Genomic DNA, 19,399 nt, shown 5'->3' on the forward strand with positions numbered 1-19,399 from the left:
ACGCCGGGCAAGTTAGTCGCTCGTCTGGGCCTTCACGGCTGCCTGTGTTTCCAGCACCTCGGCCAGGCTGCGGCGGTTCCAGACAAAGCGCGTCCATTGTGTTTCTGCCCTTGGCGCGATGATTGAAAGTGTGTTCGGTTCGCTGACTTGCGCGCATGGCCAGCCAGGCAAGCTCGAGAGCCAGTCGTCATTGTAGACAGTCTCGATATGTCGGTGACCTTCGTCCGGCATGATGGCGGCGACCTGGGCATCCGGGTGTTTGGTTGCAACCCATTGTGCCACCAGCGCGGCGGCGCCACTGGTCGGCCCCATGAAGATGCCGTGATCGCGCAGCAAACGATGAGCCGCCATATAGGCTGGGTAGGCACCGACCCAATGGATCTCGTCGACCAGTTCGTGGCGAACATTCTTCGGCAACACGCTGTTGCCCAGCCCGCGCAGCATGCGTTTGCCAACGGGTTGACCAAACAGGATGCTGTGGTGGGTATCGACGGCGAAAACAGTGAGATGGGGAAAGATGGTTCGCAAAAACCAGGCAGTGCCACAAAGCGAGCCGCCTGTGCCGATACAACCGACAAGGCAGTCAATCCGACCCATCGCGCGGATCAGAAGCTCGGCCAGCCGCGCATAGGCGAGCCAATTTCCCGGACTATCGTATTGACGCGTCCAGAAGCCGTCCGGCTCCCTGGCCAGGATGTCATGAAGACACTCAAGCCTGCCGGGCTGGTTGCCATCACCACGGGGATCGTCCAACGCGATGACCGAGGCGCCGATGCGCTCGAGGCGCGCCTTGTATCTGGCGTCAATCAGCGTCGAGGCGGTGACGAGCGTAAGCCGATAGCCGCGCGCCGCGGCGAGCAGCGCCACCGCCATTCCGAACGTGCCCGACGTCGTCTCGACAATATGCGCGCCTGCCTTCAACTCGCCGTCCGCAGCGGCGCGATCCAGAATGTAACGGGCCGGCATCAGTTTCATCAGCGGAAAGGCGGCAGCGACAAGATTTCGCGACAGGTGAGCCAGACGGGGCGTCTCCAGGTCCCTGAAATAGTCGGCATCGACGGCTACCATTGCCACCCCTCCCCATTGACCAGATGAAACTCGACATCCGTGAAACCAGCCGACTCCGCCCTCTGCGCAACCAAGCCTGCCTTTCGTCTCAGGTCGGTTTCGGAGAGGTCAAAAATGACACCGAACAGAGAGCCGCTATGGGCGACCTGCACACCGCACGCTCCGGCTTCCTCGGCGATCTGGACGACCTCGTTGAAACCCTGTTTCGGCAGATGCCGTTGACTGATCAGGGCACTGGCCGAGGCGGCACGTCCCAGGAGATAGGGGTCCTGGAAACGAACGGCCCTTGCCACCAGTGCCCGAAGCACGCCGAATTGCTGAATTTCGAAACTGTCATAGCGCGCGGGCGACAGCTGCAACGTGTCGACCGGGGCGCCGCCGTTGGCCTTGAACCCCACCAGCAGCAACGGCGGCAAGGAGCCGCCGAAGTTCTCGATCACGGCGCCTTCACGCTGCGCAAACAGGACAGCGTGATCATCATAGGCGATAGCATCGCTTGCACGCTCGGCTGCCACGGCGAGACGGCCGACGCTCGATGGCCGCAGCAGAGCCTTGAGAGCAGCAGCCACAGCGCGGATCGAGGCGACAACGTCGGCTGTCGATGAGCCATAGCCGTGCCCGACCGGGATCGAACTGTGAAGTGTCAGATCACCGCCGCCGCTGACACTCAAAAGATCAAGCGTCAGCCGCGCGGCCGCCGCCGCTTTGACCTTGTGATCGGGATGGACAATGATCCCCTTGTCCACGCCCAAGACGAAGGTCGCCACTGATTTCAACCCGGCAATCGGCAGTGTCACCAGGCCGCGTTGAAGATGCCCGTCGTCCCCTTGGAAGACGCCCTGGATAAGTTCTCCGTGATGCGCGATTGCGGTTGCCGTTCCGGCCAGGGGCTGCGATCCGTCACGGATCGCCAAATCGCCATCGATCGCCATAGCCATCTCCACCGCATTCACGGGCCATGGAGAGAAATGGCGGAAGTGAATGACAGCCGCCCTCAATGGATTCCGGTATTGACTGCGCTTAAATCGCGCATGCGCTTAGCGGATGGAGGCTTGTCAGCATTATCGTCGCGCAAGTCTGCGCAACGGGCTCAGTTGCATCCATGGACATCAAAGCCGGAGCTCGCAGCCTGGCTATGATCTGCCCTCTCCCAAGATCGACTTCCGCCAGGTCGCTCATCCCCATCGACGACAAGCGAGAGCCTTGTTCCTGGTCTCTCCGAGGCTGGCTGAGCCGGCTCGATCCAGCTGTTTCGCAAACATCGGCCAACAGACCGGCCAATAATCTCGGCGACACGGGTTTTATTCATGGATTTCAGGGCATTGAGGTACTCTAACATCGGCCAGCATGACGATCATCGTCGGCGCCGTGGGCCTCCAATCGGACATTGTAGATGCCTGCGCTGATGATCGGCCAACAGATCGGTCAATTAGGCTGGAAAAACAAAAATAAATCTTTATAATTATATATTTAACTGAAACAAAGATCGGCCAACCATGGAAGAAACCGTCCAGCGCATCGAACCGGCACGACTGGAAGACATATCCGAGCCGATATCGGATGCGCTGGCTGAGCTGGCGGCGGCATCGGCCGTTCTGGGCAAAAGCCTGCATCCGCGCACCGCAGCCAATCTCGCCGATCTCGTGCGCATCATGAACACCTACTATAGCAACCTCATCGAGGGCCACAACACACGCCCCCGCGACATCGAACGCGCCCTGGCCGGTGAGTTCGACAAGGACAAGGAGCGGCGCAATCTGCAGATCGAAGCCGCGGCGCATGTGCGGCTGCAGGCTGAGATTGACAAGATGGCAGCACAGGAACGGGTACCCGAGCCGGCCTCGCCCGAATTCCTACGCTGGCTGCATGCCGAATTTTACCGCGATGCCGATGAAGCGATGTTGCGCATCGGGGGTGCAGGCCGCGAGTTCGTCATGCCCCCCGGCATGTGGAGATCGGCGCCGGAGCATGACGTCGCGGTCGGACGACACCAGCCGCCATCGAGTGACCGCGTCGAGGCGTTCATGGAGTATTTCGCGACGCGCTACCGTTTCGCCCGCATGGGCAAAGCCGCGCGCATTCTGGCCATCCCGGCAGCCCACCACCGGTTCAACTACATCCATCCCTTTCCCGATGGCAACGGCCGCGTCAGCCGCTTGATGAGCCATGCCATGGCCCATGAGGCCGGTGTCGCTGCGCATGGGCTGTGGTCGATTTCGCGTGGCTTGGCCCGGGGCTTGAACAGCCGGGGCGACTACAAGCGCATGATGGATCACGCCGACATGCCGCGCCAGGGCGATCGCGACGGCCGCGGCAATCTCTCGGAACGCGCGCTTGGCGATTTCATCTTGTGGTTCTTGCGCGTGTGCGTCGACCAGGTCGGCTTCATGTCCAGCCTGTTCGATCTCAATCAGCTCGCACGGCGGCTGCAGCGCTTTGTGCAGCGCCACGACGTCAAGCCGGAGGCGTTCCGGCTGCTCGAGGAGGCGCTGTTGCGTGGCGAGTTCGATCGCGGCGAAGCCTCGCGCATCACCGGCCTGCCGGAACGTACCGCGCGGCGCGTGTTTGCCGATATACTGGGCCTTGGCCTGCTTGCATCGGACACGCCGAAAGGCCCGGTGTCGCTGCGCTTCCCGGCCGATACGCTGGATGAGCTGTTCCCCAAGCTGTTTCCCGAAACCTAGAACGACAGGGCGCGCCCTGGCCAGAGAGCGCCTGGCGCTGGGGCTCGCATGCAGGCGCATTGCAATAATTTGTACATACTTTGTCAATCTATATTGACGAAATAGTGGCCTCGACCATACTTTGAGTGGCTGCGGCTGAACCGGATCGGGGAGGCGCACGCAATCAATCTCATGGGAGGACTGCACGATGAATTTCCGAGCCCGATCGGCCGCCCTTGGCCTGGCCTGCATAGCCTACGCCGCGATCATTGGAAGCCTGCTGCCAGCCGCGGCAGAAACCACGAAAGAGCGCGTCCTGAAGGACGGGCGCATCGTCATCGGCATTCATAACCGCGCGCCATGGGGCTACAAGAAGGAGGGAACAGGCGAACTGGTCGGATGGCATCCGGACCTGCTGAGAGCCGCATTCGCCGATCTCGGCGTCAAGCAAATCGATTTCGAGGTAACCGAGTTCGGAGCCTTGATTCCAGGCCTCATGGCCGGGCGTTTCGACGCCGTGGCGTCGGGCCTGTCGATAACGCCGGAGCGATGCAAGCAGGTCGCCTTCGGCGGTCCCGACCTGAAGTCGGACGACGCGGCGGTCGTGCTAGCCGGCAACCCCAAAGCGATCCACAGTTATGCGGACCTGGCGGCCAAATCCGACCTTATCATGGGGGGCGGCCGGGGCAGCAATGTCATCAAGAATGCAATCACGCAAGGCGTCCCGGACGATCGGATCCTGCAGTTTCCCGACATTGAAACCAACATCGCCGCATTGCGCGCCGGGCGCATCGATGCGGCGGTGTTCTCGTCGCCGACCGTCATCGGGCTGCTTGCCGGGAGCAAAAGCCCCGACCTCGAGCGCGCCAATCCATTCACCACAGGCGACAGTTCAATCAGTTACATCGCCATCGCGTTCAGGAAGGACGATGGCGATCTGCGCGACCTCTATGACAAGGGCTTGGCCAAAGTCATCTCCAGCGGCGCGATCGCCACCATCATGGCGAAATACGGGTTTGGCCCGGCCGAAGCCGTGCCGACAGGACTGACAACGGCGCAGCTGTGCGGTTCAGCCAACTGATCTGCATTGCGGATCGTACCCGGGCAGCATCGCTGCCAGCCATCGGATCGCGTGGCGCCGCACGAAACAGGCGGCGCCGCTGTCCATCGGCTGCCTTGGCTGACTGTCAGTCCGGATCACCGGATGAAGCGACGTCTTCAGGGATTTCCTGGCGCAAGTTCGGCCCCTTGGCCAAGCGCCTGCCAAGCGCGGACACGAAGGCGTTGTAGCGCTCGCTCGCCCTGGCGCGTGCCGCCTGCGCCATCGGTTCAGGCAAGGCAGGTGTCGTCGCCAACCAGAAGCGGATGAACACCGCCAGGGTTTCAATTGAGATCCCGACATCACGCTCCAGCCGCATGATCCGGCGGTCGATCTGATCGAGACGCTTGGCCATCGCCGCCTCGCGCTGTGCGTCGGCATCGGGGGAGAGGAAGGAAGCGATCGCCGCTTCGGCGATCAGCGACTGCGACCGGTCGCGCCTGACGGCATAGTCGACAAGCAACGCCATCACCGCAGGGTCGAGATAGACGGAGATCTGCACCTTCTTCTTCATCGCCTTCATGGCCGTCATAGCTCCATGCCATCGTCCGGATCGAGCGCGATTTGCCGCGCGACAGTCCGCGCGACGCGGGCCATCCGGCTGCTGCTTGCGGCGAGATCATCGGCCTCGTCAGCCGTATCGATCTCGAATTCGTTGGCGGGCGCCGCAGGCGCTGAAGTCGCGACAACGTTGTCGAGCTCGGGCTGACGCCGCCAGCCGGAGTCGGTCGCATCGTCCTGGCCTTTCACGCCAGCGGCCTGGGCTGCTGGACTCTGCGACGGCAGCGGCGACGGAAGGCTTGTCCAGTCGTCAGGCGTGACCTCGCTTCGCACCGTGAGCGCCGGCGGTGGCAGGACGCGGTCCTTCAACCGCGGGTCTTCGAAGTAGCGCGCCTTCTTCGCCCGGATCGGCGGCGTACCGGCCAGCATGACGATTTCGTCGCCAGCCGGCAGTTGCATGATCTCGCCGGGTGTCAGCAACGGCCGCGCCGTCTCGGAGCGCGAAACCATGAGATGACCGAGCCATGGCGAAAGCCGGTGACCGGCATAGTTCTTCATCGCCTTCATTTCGGTTGCCGTGCCCAGCGCATCCGACACGCGCTTGGCGGTGCGCTCGTCATTCGTCGCGAAGCTGACGCGCACGTGGCAGTTGTCGAGGATCGAGTTGTTCGGTCCGTAGGCCTTCTCGATCTGATTGAGAGACTGCGCGATCAGAAAGCTTTTCAGGCCATAGCCGGCCATGAAAGCAAGCGCTGACTCGAAGAAGTCGAGCCGTCCGAGCGCCGGGAACTCGTCCAGCATGAGCAGCAACCGATGACGATCCATTCTCTCGTGCAAGTCCTCGGTCAGGCGCCGGCCGATCTGGTTGAGAATGAGACGGATCAGCGGTTTGGTGCGACTGATGTCGGAGGGCGGAACGACGAGGTAGAGCGTCGCCGGAGCGGCATCCGCGACGATGTCGGCGATGCGCCAGTCACAGGCGCGGGTGACCGCGGCGACGACCGGATCGCGGTAGAGGCCGAGGAAGGACATCGAGGTCGAAAGCACGCCTGAACGTTCGTTGTCGGACTTGTTCAGCAACTCTCGTGCAGCACTTGCAATGACCGGGTGCGGACCGCCCTCCCCCAGATGCGCCGTCGTCATCATGGCGGCCAGTGTCGCCTCGATCGGTCGCTTGGGATCGGACAGAAATGCCGCAACGCCGGCCAGTGTCTTGTCGGGTCCGGCGTAGAGCACATGCAGGATCGCGCCGACCAGAAGCGCGTGACTGGTCTTTTCCCAGTGGTTGCGTCGTTCAAGCGAGCCTTCGGGATCGACCAGAATATCGGCGATGTTTTGAACGTCGCGCACCTCCCATTCACCCCGCCGGACCTCCAGCAAGGGGTTGTAGGCGTTCGACCTGGCATTGGTCGGATCAAACAGCAGTACCCGGCCGTGCCGAGCGCGGAAACCGGCGGTAAGGCGCCAGTTCTCGCCCTTGATGTCATGGACGATCGCCGAGCCGGGCCAGGTCAGCAGCGACGGCACGACCAGGCCAACACCCTTGCCCGAACGCGTCGGCGCAAAGCAGAGCACATGCTCTGGCCCGTCATGGCGCAGATAATTCGGCCCATATCGCCCGAGCACCACACCGTCCGGAACAAGCAGGCCGGCGGCCTTGACCTCGCTCCTTTCGGCCCAGCGGGCGGAGCCGTAGGTCTCGACCTTCGTCGCTTCGCGGGCACGCCACAGGGACATGCCGATCGCCACGGCGATTGCGATGAAGCCGCCCGAGGCAGCGATGAGGCCGCCGCGCATGAAGATGCCGGGCGCATAGGCGTCGTAGAAATACCACCACCAGAAGATGGCTGGCGGATAGTAGATGGGCATGCCGGCGATGACGACCCAAGGCGGGCCCAGCTGTGTCTGGTACCCCAACTGCCACGCCGACCACTGCGTCGCCCCCCAGGTGGTGAGCAGCACGATCAGGAAGACAACGACAATCTGGCCCCAGAGGACTTTTGTTCCCGACATGCGTTTCTCCTCGCTGCGAAGAGGTCCGGCAAAGTGCATTTGAATTCAACGGCCCATCCGACCCGATCGCGCGGTGTCGAGCTGTCGGCAAGGAAGACAGGCGATCGGCAGCCATGGACCCGCGCTCGAGCAGCCCGCAAAAGACGGGATCCGGCGTAGGTCATGCGATCGCAGGCGTTGGCAATCTCACGTTCCCTACGAAACTCTGGATGCGTGCCGATCGCCACCGGCCGAAGCTTTGCCGATGAGATCACAACCCCAGTCCTTGCTTGCGCCCGAAACTCCAGTCAATGCCGCCGTCGCCGCGGGCGATGCCGGCGATATGGTTGCCGAGATGCCGCTCCAACGACGGCGTCCACGGCACCAGTTGAAAGCCGAGCCCGTCATCGATCATCGCAAAACGGCCGGAGGCAAGCGCAAAGCGCTGGCGGTAAATACCGGACACGAATTCGCCACTGCCGGCACGGTTGAAGGGCTGGCCGGACGTCGCCGCGAGCTTGCTGCCCAGTGCGTCGATCTCCCTTCGGCGCAAAGTGTCGATCAAGCCGTTGGCAAAGACGATGCCGCGTGCCTGCCGCTCAGCCAGATCCAGGCCGACCAGATGTTTGGCACGCCGATTCATCGCATGCCGCACCTCAGCACCGAATCCGCCATCGGACAGCGGTGCCGGCTTGCGCGCGAGCGCCTGCCTGTCGAGCCAGGTCGCGCCATCGGCGACGACCTGGCGTTCGATGTCGAGGTCGCTGCGAACGGCGAGCGCGAGGCGCCGGCGTCCTTGGGCGTCGTCGAACTTGCGCAGCTCGACGATCGAGCCCGGTGCGCCATCACCCGCTGCGTCGAGATCGGGAAGTCGGACATGATGGCAACGGCCGTCGACGCCGTCGATGACCGCATAGGCCGTGCCCTTGAGCTCGTCATCCAGCCCGCGCTCGACCAGGCGGCCCAGGATGGTTTCGTCAAGCGTCTCCGCCGCCAGCACATAGCTGGCACTGGCGCGCTCGATGTCGCGCCCGCAAAGCGCCCGATGCAGGCGTTTGATGATATCGCCGCGTTCGCCGAGCTCACGCAGCGTCGCCTCGGCTTTGTCGCTGACGACCCATTGGCCAGGACCGATCTCATCGGCAAGGCCGAGCCCCTCGAGTCTGCGCAGGCGCCCGACCTTGAAGGTGCTGAATTCGTCAGGCCGGCGATCGGCGTGAGGCGCAAGGTCGATGATGCCGTCTGGACCAGCATCGCGCATCAGCTGGCGGTCGAGTCCAGTCCAGCCATCCGCATCGACCTGCCGCTCGACGTCCCGGCGGACTTCGAGATCGGAGCGGAGGCCGAGCTCCCGCGTGATGAGGGCGCTGGCGCGATCGCGCATGCCGCGGCTGATGTAATCGCGAGAGATCACGAGGTCCCGGCCATCATCGCCCCGGCCGCGCAAGATGACGTGGAGATGCGGGTTGTCGGTGTTCCAGTGATCGACCGCAACCCAATCGAGCGACGTGCCGAGATCCTTTTCCATCCGGCCCATCAAGTCGCGCGTAAAGGATTTCAGATCCGCCATTTCGGCGGCGTCCTGCGGCGAGACGATGAAGCGGAAATGATGCCGGTCATCCCTGCAGCGCTCGACGAAATCCGTGACCGAAGCATCCTCGACCTCGGGGCCAAACATGCGGGCTTTGGCGCCGTCGAGCGTCACACCTGCGCGCTGCAGATAGGTGAGGTGGGTCGCCAGCGGCGCGGCGCGTTTCGAATGGCGAACCACGCGGGTCTTGATGACGGCGACGCGGGAACGGCTGGTCAGGAAGCGATTGGCCTGAATGCTGGCCACCCTGCCCCGGCCAAACTGCGAATGACTGGAGAGCCAGATCCGGCCGGAGCGCGACACGCTGCCGCCGGCCTTTTGCGTTGCGGCAAGCGCCTGGGCGATGAAGGGCCGGGAGGACTGGGAACGCGTCGAGCGAACGCGGCCCGGACGGATGAGGAATTCGCGCTCATCGGCCATGACGCCGGCCCGCAACGTGCGATGAACGCAGCAGATACGACATGTTGTCTGCCTCCGGCACATTGCGCCGAAGCGCGGCAATGTGCCGGAGGCGGCGAAAAACCCAACAAAGACAGCCGACCGGCCGGCGCACAATGTGCGCCCTTTTATCTCGCCATCCCTCGGTCGTTGCCTCGCGACCTATCCATCGCGCACGCCATAACGCCCAACAAGACGCCAGGGCGCGAATTGAGAACAAATCCTTCATGGCTCCGACGTCCAGACATCGGGGCTGCTGAACAGCTCGCGCGACCGCGGACCGGCTGAAAAAAGATCGCCCGCCCGAGACGATGCTTGCATGTCGGCCGATGCGCCCTCGCCCAACGAGCGATCGGCGGTGGCGGTCGAGCCGGATCGGTTTGTGAACAGCGGCGCGACGGTCCATGCAACGGCGTTGCGCTGAGCGGCGGTCAGCGCGCCGGGACCATCACCGCCGTCCCAGAAAGGGCGCAGTCTTGCAACGTAGGACCGGGTCTCGGCCGGTAGGAGACGGCCCTTCAAAGAGGCTTCGTAACGGGCCGGCCCCGCATTGTAGGCCGCCAGGAAACCAGGCGAGCCGTATCGATCATACAGCTCGCGCAGATAGGCCGTTCCGGCGAGAATGTTGTCGCGCGGATCAAAAGGATTGTGGCCCAAATGATGGCGAAGGCGCAGCTCAGCCCAGGTCGCGGGCATGACCTGCATCAACCCTACCGCGCCTTTGCGCGAGACGGCGACCGGGTCGCGAGCGCTTTCCAGGCGCATGATCGCCCGTATCCAGCGTTCCGGGATGCGGAAGCGATGTGACGCCTCGGCAATGTGCGCTGCATAGGGATCGTCCGTGGACTGGCGTGAGACCGGTGCTGGTTGTGCGTCGGCGCCCGTCAATCCGTGACAGAAGATCGCCATGCCGGCAGCAAACAAAAGAGTTCCAGGCCTCACCCGCATGCGACCAAGGAAACGCCGTCCGGCGGCACGCATCTTTGCCGCTCGCAAGGTCATCGTGAGCGATCGTGACGCGATTTCGGCCGGCTCCAGCGCAGCGACCAGGAGCTCCCATCCGCGCTGGGACGGAAAAGGTTGGCGCGGAAACGCCGGCCAAACATCGGATCCTCCAACCGGCAGGACAAATAGTCGCCCGCGGCCGGCCCGGTCTCCCTCCAGGCCGCGCCGATTTCCGGGCCGCTGTCGTCGCCGATATGGATGCGAAAATCCGGTGCATTGCCCTCGGATGTCCTTGTCGGGACGAGCACCAATTCGGCATCCAGAAGCAGCGTTCGAATGCGACCGCTGAAACCAGATTGGGTTTGCTCGAAAACACCGATCTCGGGCATGGAAATGTCTCCTTCCTGTTTTGGTTTGGCTGGGTTTCAGTTCTCCGGAGCGAGCCAGACGTAGCGTCCGTCGCCCCTCTCGTCGGTCCAGAGCGGCAGCGCGCGTCCGACGATCGAGGTCGCCGGGAAAGGCCCGAAATAACGGCCGTCGAGGCTGTCCCCGACCTTCCGGTTCATGACGAAGATTTCGTCGGCGGCGATGATGCGGCAGCCCTGCCAGTCAGGCAGAGAACGCCCCTTGTGGTCGCGCGCAAGTGCTGCGCCCAACGCGACGCCGTCGGCAGTGACAATGCGCCCGATGCGACAGACCTTTTGCCCGGGGAGTGCCACGATGGTCTTCAACATCGGTACGCCAATCGGAAGATAGCCGCGCTGCGCTGCGAACCGGGCGATCGGTTCGGGCGGTTCAACGACTGCGAGCTCGCCGGCCGCAGCGTGCGTGCCTCGGCTCACCGCGTAGAGGCCGATGGGCGCGCTGGCCGATGCGTTCCACATCAACAGCGGCGGCATCTTCACGACAGCCGGCGTAACGATCGCGGCGACCGCGGCAAGCGCCGTGATTGAGCAGGCAAGGCGGCTCATGATGTGGCTCGCTTGCGCAACAGGAAGCCCTGGTGCTGTTCGAGCGAATAGGCGCGCGGGGTTCCGCCGGCGACCAGGCGGTTGTGGGTTTGGCGCCAATAGTCGGGCGCGGCATCGGCGGGATGAATGCCGATCGCCTCAATCGCGTCGATCAGCTGGAGGACGCGCTCGACCTTGTTCCAGCCCGTGATCGTGAGCAGGATCTCACCGCCAGGCCGGATGTGAGGCAGCGTCTGATAAGCTTGCGAGGGTCGGACGGCACGCACGATATCGATGCGCGACATGACGGTGCCGAAGTCGTTGGCCGCCCAGCGCACAAAGGCAAAAACAACGTCCGGCGCAAATGCGAGAACGCGGCGGCGCCTGTCGATGATTGTCTCATGGACGGTTCGCCCGAAGCGGATCCGATGTTCAATCCGCTTATCGACCCAGATCAACTCGACGGTCGTGAGCGCGCTACGCGGCATGGCTTGTGGAAACGACGTCATGTGTCATCGCCCGTGCGGCGACCGGCGCGTTGGCCATCGCGTGTCGGTCGGCCAGCAGCCAGCCGCGACTGTTCCTCGCGCTGGTTCGCCGGGTGCCGCGCAAGACTGTTAGATTGACTGTTAGACTCCAAGTTAGGAGCGCGATTTTCCTCGCCGGTGCCACGGCTTAGGGCCGCTGGCGGTTCCCGATAGCCCGATAGTGCGGTTCCCGATGGCACGACGGTTCGGGTTCCCGATAGCACGAGCCTGTCAACAAGGGCTGGCGCCGGTTCGAACGCCAAAAGAACGCGGCCGCTGGCTTCGACTTCCGTGAACAGAAGGTACCCGGGCAGCGGTTGGCGGCGCACGATGTCGCGCAGCTCGAAGGCGAAGCGCTTGAGCGGGGAGAGGCTGCCGGACTTCTGATGCAAATGCCGGATGTCGAAACGCCAGCCGGCACGCTGGCGCCCGCCATGCTTGCGCACCAGCCGGTAGAGCCAGCGATCGAGGCCACCCGTCAGCCCGAAATAGGCACGATCAATCGTCAGAATAAGCGCTGAGTCCACAACCGCGCGGTAGAACCAGTCCGGCAAAATTAACTCGAGGCCGAGCGGGCGGCCGTTTCGGCCGGTGCATTCCTGCCACTCATTGATCCACGAGAAGCGATGGCGCCTGCCTTCGGCGGGTTGGCGGATCGAGGTGACGACGCTCGTCGATTGCAGGCGATCGAGCGCTGCCTTGAGGCGCTGGTAGTCTCGCTTCGAGACGCCGCGGCCGATGAAGGTCAGCATTTCGTATGGCGTTGCAGCCATCAGGCGCGACGTGCGCAGCCCGGCGTCGCGTGCGTTGACGATCTGGCTTGCGGCCCAGATCAGGATATCGGCATCCCAGATTGTCGCCATCCCGTGGTCAGGCACGGCCTCCACCCTGATGGTCACATCGCCAACGCGAAAGTCGATCGGCGCGATGCGTCTGGATTTGGCGAGGGAAAAGAAAGGATAGGCCATGAGGTCCTGCGCATCGCGTGGTGCGAAATCACCGGGCAGCGCGTGGAACAGGTCGAGCTGTCCGCGCTCGGAGGGTTGGCGTGTTCGTCCCGACATCGGGTTGGCGGCGGCTTAGCGGGTTTCGCGCCCGGCATAGGGGATCAACCGGGCTGCATGAGGCTTGGCGGGCAGCACCGAGCCATGCGGATCGGACGTCGAGGTCATTGCCCCGCGCTGCACCCAGGCTTGAAGATCGTCGACGGCGTAGACGACGCGGCCGCCAAGCTTGCGATAGGCAGGCCCGGTCCCGTAGGTGCGGTGCTTCTCCAGGGTGCGCGCAGAGAGGCTGAGGAAATGCGCGGCCTCCGCGGTGCGCAGGTAGCGCGGCGGCATTGCCGCGGTGTTGGCGTTCATGGGGCGTCTCCTTCCGGCCGTCGCGGTTGAACGGCGTTCCATGGCCAGGATGGAGGAGCAAGGGGCCGGTGATCAGGTGCGCAATTGACAGGCGCTTTTTTGCACCGTGAGCCACCAGGTTTCAGGAGAGCCGCCGCCGCGCGCGCAGCAGTTGCCGATAGCCGCGCTCGACCATCTTCAGACCGTCGCGCATCAGGCGGTGCGTCTGGTAGCGGAAGGCGGAGTCGTGCCAATCAGCCGCGCTGACCAGCCGCCTACCGAACAAGGCGGCCGCGACTTCAAAATGGGATGCGAGCTCCTCCCGGCCGTCCAGGCATCGCAGCATATGACCAAGGCGGCGGCGCTGCGCCGTGGTCAATCGGGCGTCGGGAAAATGGCGATTGGCGATCGAGCGAATGAAGCGCTCGATCGCCAGGAGGCGGTCGGGTGCCATATCGTCGAGCGGGATGATGGCCGCCAAAGGCTTGCCTGGCCGCGGGTCACTGAGAAGCGCCACATGCGTGCCGCTGTGCTCAGCACGCATGTGAAGGCCGATCTCGTCGCGCTGGCCCTCGGCAAGCGCAACGACGGAAGGGATGTTCTGCGCGGCGTGCAGGCTCGGCGGAACCTCGATCAGATTGATGACGCCAGGGTCAATTTGAGGCGCCCAGTAGACGGATTGTTCGACGGCGGACTGGGCAGGCCTGGCGGCGAAACTGCAAACCCCAGCGCTTGCGCAATGCGCGCAGAGCCTTGGCTGACCGGGAGGCTGCGAAGTCTTGCTGATACTGCGGATTGCGCCGCAGGAACTCCCAGGCAATCACATCGGCGGCAGCGCCTTTGACGAATGCGTATGCCTGTGGATCACGCCACTGCGATGTATCCGGTTTCATCCGCGTCTTTCCCTTGTCAAAGATTTGATAGGGTGTCGCGGAGTTGAGCGAAATCCTTGGATTCCGTCATTGACGAAGCCGACGGGGGAGCGCGGCGGGGCTGCGTGATCAGGCGATGATTGTCGAGAGGCCTATTGGTTTGCGCCGTGCAGTGTCTTGAATGTCTGAGTCCAGCCCCGGTAGGTTTCGTCATCGCCCTGGCACCACGCACCGAAAGCGCGCCAGGCGGCAAAAGATGATGCGGACTGCTCGAACAGCGAGCCGATCGGCTCACCACCGGGCCAGCCGGCCGGCGGGTCGCCCGCCGCATCATTCGTAAGCCGTCGCAGGTCGGCCAATGCCGAGCGGATGTGCGGAAGCGGAAATTCGCAAAGGTCGCTGTTGTCGTTTGCTTCACGAACGACGACCGCAAGCTTGGCGATCACACCCGCCAATGATTGGGCAGCCGTCGCCGCAATCTCAGCCAGCAAGGCGTCCGCCTTTTCAGCATCGTCCTGCTCCACCTGCCGGGTGTCGAGATAGACGCGTTCGGCGTCGGTCCTCTCCGCGCACTCGACGACTTCGCCTGCGGTCGAAAACACCCCTCTTTCCCAGAGCCCGCCCTCTGCACGCTGCTGGCGGACGCAGGACGCCAGCGTCGCAGTGTGCGCATCCAACCAAGCAAGGGACAGGGTGAGCGCAGGATCGGCTAGAGGCTGACCAACGACCAGGCAGTCCGCCAAACCTTGTGTGTCGACGGCGGTCAACGAACTGACTAACTCCCGTCCCTGCATGACGGAAGACAAAGTCGTGGTATTGTCGGAATCAGCCATGATCCGAGCTCCACACAGCTTGGCGCTGGTCAGGTCGGGCAAGGGTGTTCCACCACCCTGCTCGACCGTTAGCCCCTGCGTCGTGTGCTTTAGAGGTATCCCTCCTCGGGCGCACGCAGCGGTAGCAGTGACGATTTAGATGAACTCGAGCGAAAAATCAAGCCCCATGGCATCAAATGATACTTTTGGTATAGAGGCAATTACAAGTGGCCAAGTGCGAGCTGCGCGTGCTTTGCTTCAATGGGATCAGAAAACGCTTGCAGAACGGTCGAAGGTTTCACTCGCTACAATTAAACGATTAGAGCCGTTGACCGGACCGATAAGGGCAAACAAAGTTACTGTTGAGGCATTGCGCCGCGCATTCGAATTGGCGGGTATCCAGTTTATCCCAGAGAACGGCGGGGGTGCCGGCGTTCGCCTGACCAACCGGTCCGATTAGCTTTGGAGGAAACGTTTCAGTTTGCGGGATCTGAAGACGCCCCGCCCGCAAGCGAGCGAGGCGTCTACCAATTTACTCGCCGATGCGGCGGTTCGGGCGGGACCAGATGAGGCTGTGATCGTCGCCTTCCTCGTCGGCGAAGATCGGAGCGGTGAAGCTCGGATCGTCAAGCTTGAGGCCGAGATAGTCGCGACCTTCGTTGGAGCGCAAGCCGCCGCCAATCATGGCGGCCGCCCTCACGAGACCAATCACGGCTTCGCGCAGTGACGAGGTTTTCCATGGATTGGAGGCGACACGCTCTTTGCCATAAAAGGCGGTGGCGATTTCACGGTAGCTGGCGCCGTTCGTGTCGCTGCGGGATTGTCATTCGCCTATCCGGCGGCACCGGCCTCTTGTCATAGCCACGCCAGAAACAAACGAGCGCTTCGACGCGCCCGAGCGTTTGCGAATCCAGCGGGATCAGGGCTGCAAGCGACCGGTTTGCCTCGCTGCCAGGAAGGAGGAGAAGCTGTGTGGCGATCCGATTGTCATGGACGGCATGGGATCCTTGCGGGCTAGGACGATGCGTGCCGAGTTCGACGAGCACCGCAGAAGGTTCGACTGGCAGGAAATCTGGCGAAGGCGTGAGGGTCAGCACGGCTGGATCCACCAGGGGGGACCCCGCGAAGGAGGGTCAGCAAGCATCACGCGATGCTGTGTCGGCATCGCCAACAGAACAGGTTGGGCGCTGCCTTTTCCGTCACAACGCAGCCGTGACGGGCGGGCAGACGCCGTGATCACAAAGTTTTCCAGGAAGACTGGAAAGCTGCTCTTACCGGGGTATTGGACTTTGGCGTTGTTGACGATCGAGTGGATTGCACGTTTTCTCCTGAGGTTGATGTGACCGCAGTCGCGTCGCGAGCCGGGCGGAGCCCGGCGAGCGGCGGCCGCCAACCACGTGCGGCCGCCGCCGTCGAACAAGACGGCGGATGGGCTGAAAATTCCGGCATGAAGCCTGCGCGGCCGAATTTCGGCCGCGCAATGTCGGACGGTCAGATCGCCTTTTCCAGCAACGCCTTCGCCTTTCCTTCAAGCTCGAGCCGGCTGTCCTGATGGGATTTGGTGCGAGCGTGCGCGGTCATCCCTTGCACGAAATCAAAGATGCTTTCCGGTGGCCTGCCTTCCTCCTGCAAAACTGCTTCGATGATCTTGCCCGTTTCCACCTTGGAGAAACCACGCTTGCGCAGAAACGTTTCGCGGTCGTCATCGCTACGGGCGACGATCTTCTCGCGTGCGGCCTTGATGCCGGCGATGAACGGCTTGGGCGAAGAGTTCGCGAAACTGGTCAAGGCCGGCGCCGCCTCGTGGGCAAAACGCTGCGCAGCAAATTTCGAATGCCGGATGCTGATTTCTTCGAAACCTTCGACACCCCAAAGGTTGCGGTTCATGCAGACCGCGCGGAGATAGAATGACGCTATGCCGAGCGTCTTTGATCCCACTTCGCTATTCCAGCAATAGAAGCCACGGAAATATAAATCTGGTTCTCCGTTCGGCAGGCGTCCCGCCTCGATGGGATGGGTGTCATCCACCAGAAACAGGAACACGTCGCGGTCGCTGGCGTAAAGCGTGGTGTTGTCCTTGGTGATGTCGACCAAGGGGTTATGCGTCATGGTCGCCCAGTCCAGCACGCCCGGCACCTTCCACATGGTGTCGCCTGTGCCGTTTCCCGCGATCTTCATGACCGCTGCGACAAGTTCATGGTCCCAGATGCGGCCATAGTCCGGGCCGGTGACGGCGCGAAGCTCGATACGTCCGTCTTCCGCCTCCAAGGTTTTCACAAGCTCGGCTCGATGGGAAAGCAGGCCGTGCTGCAGGTTGATGCCAGCGAGCGGCGCCGGTAGCCGGCGCATGTAGGTCGCGGGTGCACCGATAAGGCTGCACAACTGGCCGAAGCTCCAATGCGTGGGTGCGATCGGCTGGTCCTGTCCGGGAACAATCAGCGAAAGTCTTTCCGCATTTTCGCGGCTTGCCTCAACCCTTACTGCCCGGCTCTCGACGGTCCGGGCGGTGGCGCGGTCCGCACGGGCGCGCACGGCGTCGTAAAGCTCGGTCAGCGACAGATACCGCTCATCGTCGGGGCGCGAAAACCATTCCGACGAAACGCGTCCAACGCGCTCGCCGCGCGAGATGTCCACGCGAAAGCCGCTGGTAACAGACTGCTGCTGGCCGTTGTTGGTGCCGCTGGTGTTCGTGATGATGTTCATTTTGCTCGCTCCTTTTTCGTCAAAGCCTAAGGCATGTCCCCGGCATGCCTTCCGGGGGCGCGTGAGCGCGCGGGAGTGATGGGGGCCAATGCGGTCGCGCGGAGCCGGGCTGCGCGGTCGAGCGAGGCGGATGCAACTCATTTGGATGGTTGGATCGGTTTGATCAGTCAGCCGCTTTGCGAGCCGGCGGCCCTGCTCTGCAACAGACGGCAATGGCGGGGAAGCGAGGGAAAGTCCCCTCGCTTCCCTGAAGGCTATGGGCAAGATTTCTCCACTGCCGATCAGCACGAAGGAAGCTAAGCTTGGTGTCTTGAAATTTCACAATGCGGCGAGCAGTGTTGGGAGACTAACGATTTGTTTTCTTGTTTGCTGAAAAAGACTTTTCGCCAACACGTTTGCCGATCCGATGACCAGAGGAAAAATATCCATGACCATTTCAAACGAGCAGCAGGACAAAGCTGATTTCGTAGCGATCGCTGCTGATATCGTCGCCGCGTACGTGGCGAACAACCCGCTGCCGGTTGCTGAACTGCCAAAGCTGATCGGCGACATTCATGCTGCATTGCAGGGGATCGGTGCGCCTGCGGCCGAGCCCGTGGTGAAACTGGAGCCTGCCGTATCGATCAGGAAGTCGGTGACGCCGGACTACATCATCTGCCTGGAGGACGGGAAAAAATTCAAATCCCTCAAGCGACACATCAGCACGCACTACAATCTCAGCCCTGACGAATACCGGGCGAAGTGGAGCCTGCCCGTCGATTATCCGATGGTGGCGCCGAACTACGCTGCCGCCCGCTCGGCGCTGGCAAAGGCTGCCGGGCTCGGGCGCAAGCCGGCGGAGCCCACACCGGCCGGGACCCCCAAGCTGAAACGGGCTGCGCGCGCGGTGACTGCGGCGACCAAGCCGGCGATCGCGAAGTCGCCCGTCAAGAAACCGCGCAAACGTCCTGCCAAGACCTAGTCGGCCCCGTTGCACCGCCTATCTCTTGGGCGGTGGCGGATCTGAGCATGGAGAAGCCCCGTCCGCCGGACGGGGCTTCTCTTTTGCTTGGTGCCGATTTCACTCGGCGGCGCGGCGGGACCAGATGAGGGAGAATTCGCCCTGCGTTTCGGTCTCGACCAGACTCGCGTAGATCGGAGCGGGGAAGCTCGGATCGTCGAGCTTGACGGAGTGGTAGTCGCGACCCTCTCGCGAGGTCTTCTTCCATGCCGCACCGAATTCGGTGGCGCCGGCGAAGATGCGGTAGTCTGGACCCTTTTCGTTGTCGCCTTCGGCGGGGACGAAATCGACTGCCATGACGTTGAGGTTGAGGGTCTTGACCGCGCCCTTGAAGCCCTTGGCGGTACTAGTGAACGTGCCGATGGTAGCCATTGTGGTGGTTCCTTCCGTTTGATCGGGACGCGCCTATCGCGTCCTCGATGGAGGTCTTGAGACCGGAGACGATCGGTCTGCACCCACCGGGGGCCCCGTTGCGCCTGCGCAATGGGGTGGTCCTTCGGGCTGGAACGGAGTGGAAGGCGGCCAGCGCTGGCTTTTTTGTTTCGCGATGCAAAGCCGGCCTTTTGGGCCGGCGGCGGAAAAAAGCCAACGTTGGACGTTGCAGGAAGACGATCGAGGCGAAGCCGGGTCTTCGGTCAGACCCAATCCATTCGAGGACGCAGTGGGTGTGGCCCGCCGCCATATGAGGAGGAACCGCCGCAATGGTCATGGGGTCGCGCTTCTCATCTGGACCGCGCACGCTCCTGGGCCGATCTGAAACCCCGCTCATTCTTGGCGGCAAGGCGGCGATTGGCCGCCGCCGTTCAATGGAAATCAAGTCAGGACGCTCGCGCTGGCGGTTACGTCGTCAGTGCGGCATGGATGCAGACACGGCATCCCTGAGGGTCAGACGATCACA

The 19,399-nt window shown here is 62.9% G+C and carries 21 protein-coding genes and 2 pseudogenes; 4 read left to right on the plus strand and 19 right to left on the minus strand.

Features of this window, described 5'->3' with window-relative positions; genetic code table 11:
* Positions 1-12 precede the first annotated feature (12 nt).
* Positions 13-1,068 (minus strand): PLP-dependent cysteine synthase family protein, encoded by a 1,056-nt coding sequence (locus CK226_RS25515; RefSeq protein ID WP_095789516.1) that lies wholly within the window; start codon positions 1,066-1,068, stop codon positions 13-15.
* On the minus strand, positions 1,062-2,000 hold the full coding sequence (locus tag CK226_RS25520) for a kinase (protein WP_095793394.1): 939 nt from the start codon (positions 1,998-2,000) through the stop codon (positions 1,062-1,064). Before CK226_RS25520 ends, CK226_RS25515 begins: the two co-directional genes overlap by 7 nt.
* Before the next feature lie 564 nt (positions 2,001-2,564).
* Between CK226_RS25520 and CK226_RS25525 the strand changes: the two genes are divergently transcribed.
* Complete coding sequence (locus CK226_RS25525) at positions 2,565-3,752, plus strand: Fic family protein (protein ID WP_095793395.1); 1,188 nt, start codon at positions 2,565-2,567, stop codon at positions 3,750-3,752.
* A 187-nt stretch (positions 3,753-3,939) separates the two neighbouring features.
* Positions 3,940-4,812: an ectoine/hydroxyectoine ABC transporter substrate-binding protein EhuB gene (gene ehuB, locus CK226_RS25530; protein WP_095793396.1), complete on the plus strand. Its 873-nt coding sequence runs from the start codon at positions 3,940-3,942 to the stop codon at positions 4,810-4,812.
* 106 nt (positions 4,813-4,918) lie between these two features.
* Here ehuB and CK226_RS25535 read toward each other — a convergent pair whose 3' ends face one another.
* The 12 genes from CK226_RS25535 to CK226_RS25590 all read right to left on the minus strand — a co-directional run bounded on the left by CK226_RS25535 (position 4,919) and on the right by CK226_RS25590 (position 14,819).
* Entirely contained in the window at positions 4,919-5,353 is a 435-nt protein-coding gene (locus CK226_RS25535; protein WP_095789650.1) for a CopG family transcriptional regulator, read from the minus strand.
* A gap of 5 nt (positions 5,354-5,358) precedes the next feature.
* On the minus strand, positions 5,359-7,344 hold the full coding sequence (locus CK226_RS25540; protein WP_095789649.1) for a conjugal transfer protein TraG: 1,986 nt from the start codon (positions 7,342-7,344) through the stop codon (positions 5,359-5,361).
* A 250-nt stretch (positions 7,345-7,594) separates the two neighbouring features.
* Entirely contained in the window at positions 7,595-9,334 is a 1,740-nt protein-coding gene (locus CK226_RS25545) for a VirD2 family relaxase/mobilization nuclease (protein WP_095789511.1), read from the minus strand.
* 243 nt (positions 9,335-9,577) lie between these two features.
* On the minus strand, positions 9,578-10,300 hold the full coding sequence (locus CK226_RS25550; RefSeq protein WP_245318246.1) for a lytic transglycosylase domain-containing protein: 723 nt from the start codon (positions 10,298-10,300) through the stop codon (positions 9,578-9,580).
* Between the two features lie 50 nt (positions 10,301-10,350).
* Positions 10,351-10,686 (minus strand): DUF736 domain-containing protein, encoded by a 336-nt coding sequence (locus tag CK226_RS25555; RefSeq protein WP_095774572.1) that lies wholly within the window; start codon positions 10,684-10,686, stop codon positions 10,351-10,353.
* A gap of 36 nt (positions 10,687-10,722) precedes the next feature.
* Complete coding sequence (locus CK226_RS25560; RefSeq protein WP_095774573.1) at positions 10,723-11,268, minus strand: S26 family signal peptidase; 546 nt, start codon at positions 11,266-11,268, stop codon at positions 10,723-10,725.
* Positions 11,265-11,756, minus strand: a complete 492-nt coding sequence (locus CK226_RS25565) for a DUF2840 domain-containing protein (protein WP_095793397.1) — start codon at positions 11,754-11,756, stop codon at positions 11,265-11,267. The genes CK226_RS25560 and CK226_RS25565 overlap by 4 nt, the downstream gene beginning before the upstream one ends.
* On the minus strand, positions 11,753-12,838 hold the full coding sequence (locus tag CK226_RS25570) for a replication initiator protein A (RefSeq protein WP_095793398.1): 1,086 nt from the start codon (positions 12,836-12,838) through the stop codon (positions 11,753-11,755). Before CK226_RS25570 ends, CK226_RS25565 begins: the two co-directional genes overlap by 4 nt.
* A 15-nt stretch (positions 12,839-12,853) precedes the next feature.
* Positions 12,854-13,135 (minus strand): helix-turn-helix domain-containing protein, encoded by a 282-nt coding sequence (locus CK226_RS25575; protein ID WP_095774576.1) that lies wholly within the window; start codon positions 13,133-13,135, stop codon positions 12,854-12,856.
* Between the two features lie 121 nt (positions 13,136-13,256).
* A complete protein-coding gene (locus CK226_RS25580) occupies positions 13,257-13,658 on the minus strand; it encodes a DUF2285 domain-containing protein (RefSeq protein WP_245437843.1) in 402 nt (133 codons plus the stop codon).
* Positions 13,659-13,767: 109 nt separating this feature from the next.
* Positions 13,768-14,007 (minus strand): DUF6499 domain-containing protein, encoded by a 240-nt coding sequence (locus CK226_RS25585; RefSeq protein WP_095793399.1) that lies wholly within the window; start codon positions 14,005-14,007, stop codon positions 13,768-13,770.
* 131 nt (positions 14,008-14,138) lie between these two features.
* Positions 14,139-14,819: a hypothetical protein gene (locus tag CK226_RS25590; RefSeq protein WP_245437844.1), complete on the minus strand. Its 681-nt coding sequence runs from the start codon at positions 14,817-14,819 to the stop codon at positions 14,139-14,141.
* A 166-nt stretch (positions 14,820-14,985) separates the two neighbouring features.
* Here CK226_RS25590 and CK226_RS25595 point away from each other — a divergent pair, with 166 nt between their 5' ends.
* Positions 14,986-15,258, plus strand: a complete 273-nt coding sequence (locus tag CK226_RS25595) for a transcriptional regulator (RefSeq protein WP_095789507.1) — start codon at positions 14,986-14,988, stop codon at positions 15,256-15,258.
* 72 nt (positions 15,259-15,330) lie between these two features.
* Here CK226_RS25595 and CK226_RS35060 read toward each other — a convergent pair.
* The 4 genes and pseudogenes from CK226_RS35060 to CK226_RS25610 all read right to left on the minus strand — a co-directional run.
* A pseudogene (locus CK226_RS35060) lies at positions 15,331-15,465 on the minus strand (DUF736 family protein); the annotation flags it as partial.
* A gap of 57 nt (positions 15,466-15,522) precedes the next feature.
* Positions 15,523-15,582 (minus strand): annotated as a pseudogene (locus tag CK226_RS35665) (hypothetical protein); the annotation flags it as partial.
* Between the two features lies 1 nt (position 15,583).
* On the minus strand, positions 15,584-15,895 hold the full coding sequence (locus CK226_RS34510; protein WP_142887706.1) for a hypothetical protein: 312 nt from the start codon (positions 15,893-15,895) through the stop codon (positions 15,584-15,586).
* Positions 15,896-16,289: 394 nt separating this feature from the next.
* Positions 16,290-17,501: a DUF932 domain-containing protein gene (locus CK226_RS25610; RefSeq protein ID WP_095789504.1), complete on the minus strand. Its 1,212-nt coding sequence runs from the start codon at positions 17,499-17,501 to the stop codon at positions 16,290-16,292.
* A gap of 427 nt (positions 17,502-17,928) precedes the next feature.
* Between CK226_RS25610 and CK226_RS25615 the strand changes: the two genes are divergently transcribed.
* Entirely contained in the window at positions 17,929-18,462 is a 534-nt protein-coding gene (locus CK226_RS25615) for a MucR family transcriptional regulator (RefSeq protein WP_095789503.1), read from the plus strand.
* A 99-nt stretch (positions 18,463-18,561) separates the two neighbouring features.
* On the opposite strand, the gene CK226_RS25620 is transcribed toward CK226_RS25615, so the two are convergent.
* A complete protein-coding gene (locus tag CK226_RS25620) occupies positions 18,562-18,873 on the minus strand; it encodes a DUF736 domain-containing protein (protein WP_095793401.1) in 312 nt (103 codons plus the stop codon).
* Positions 18,874-19,399 lie beyond the last annotated feature (526 nt).

Origin of the sequence: Mesorhizobium sp. WSM4311 (genome assembly GCF_002295115.1) — a bacterium.
Classification (GTDB): Bacteria; Pseudomonadota; Alphaproteobacteria; order Rhizobiales; family Rhizobiaceae; genus Mesorhizobium.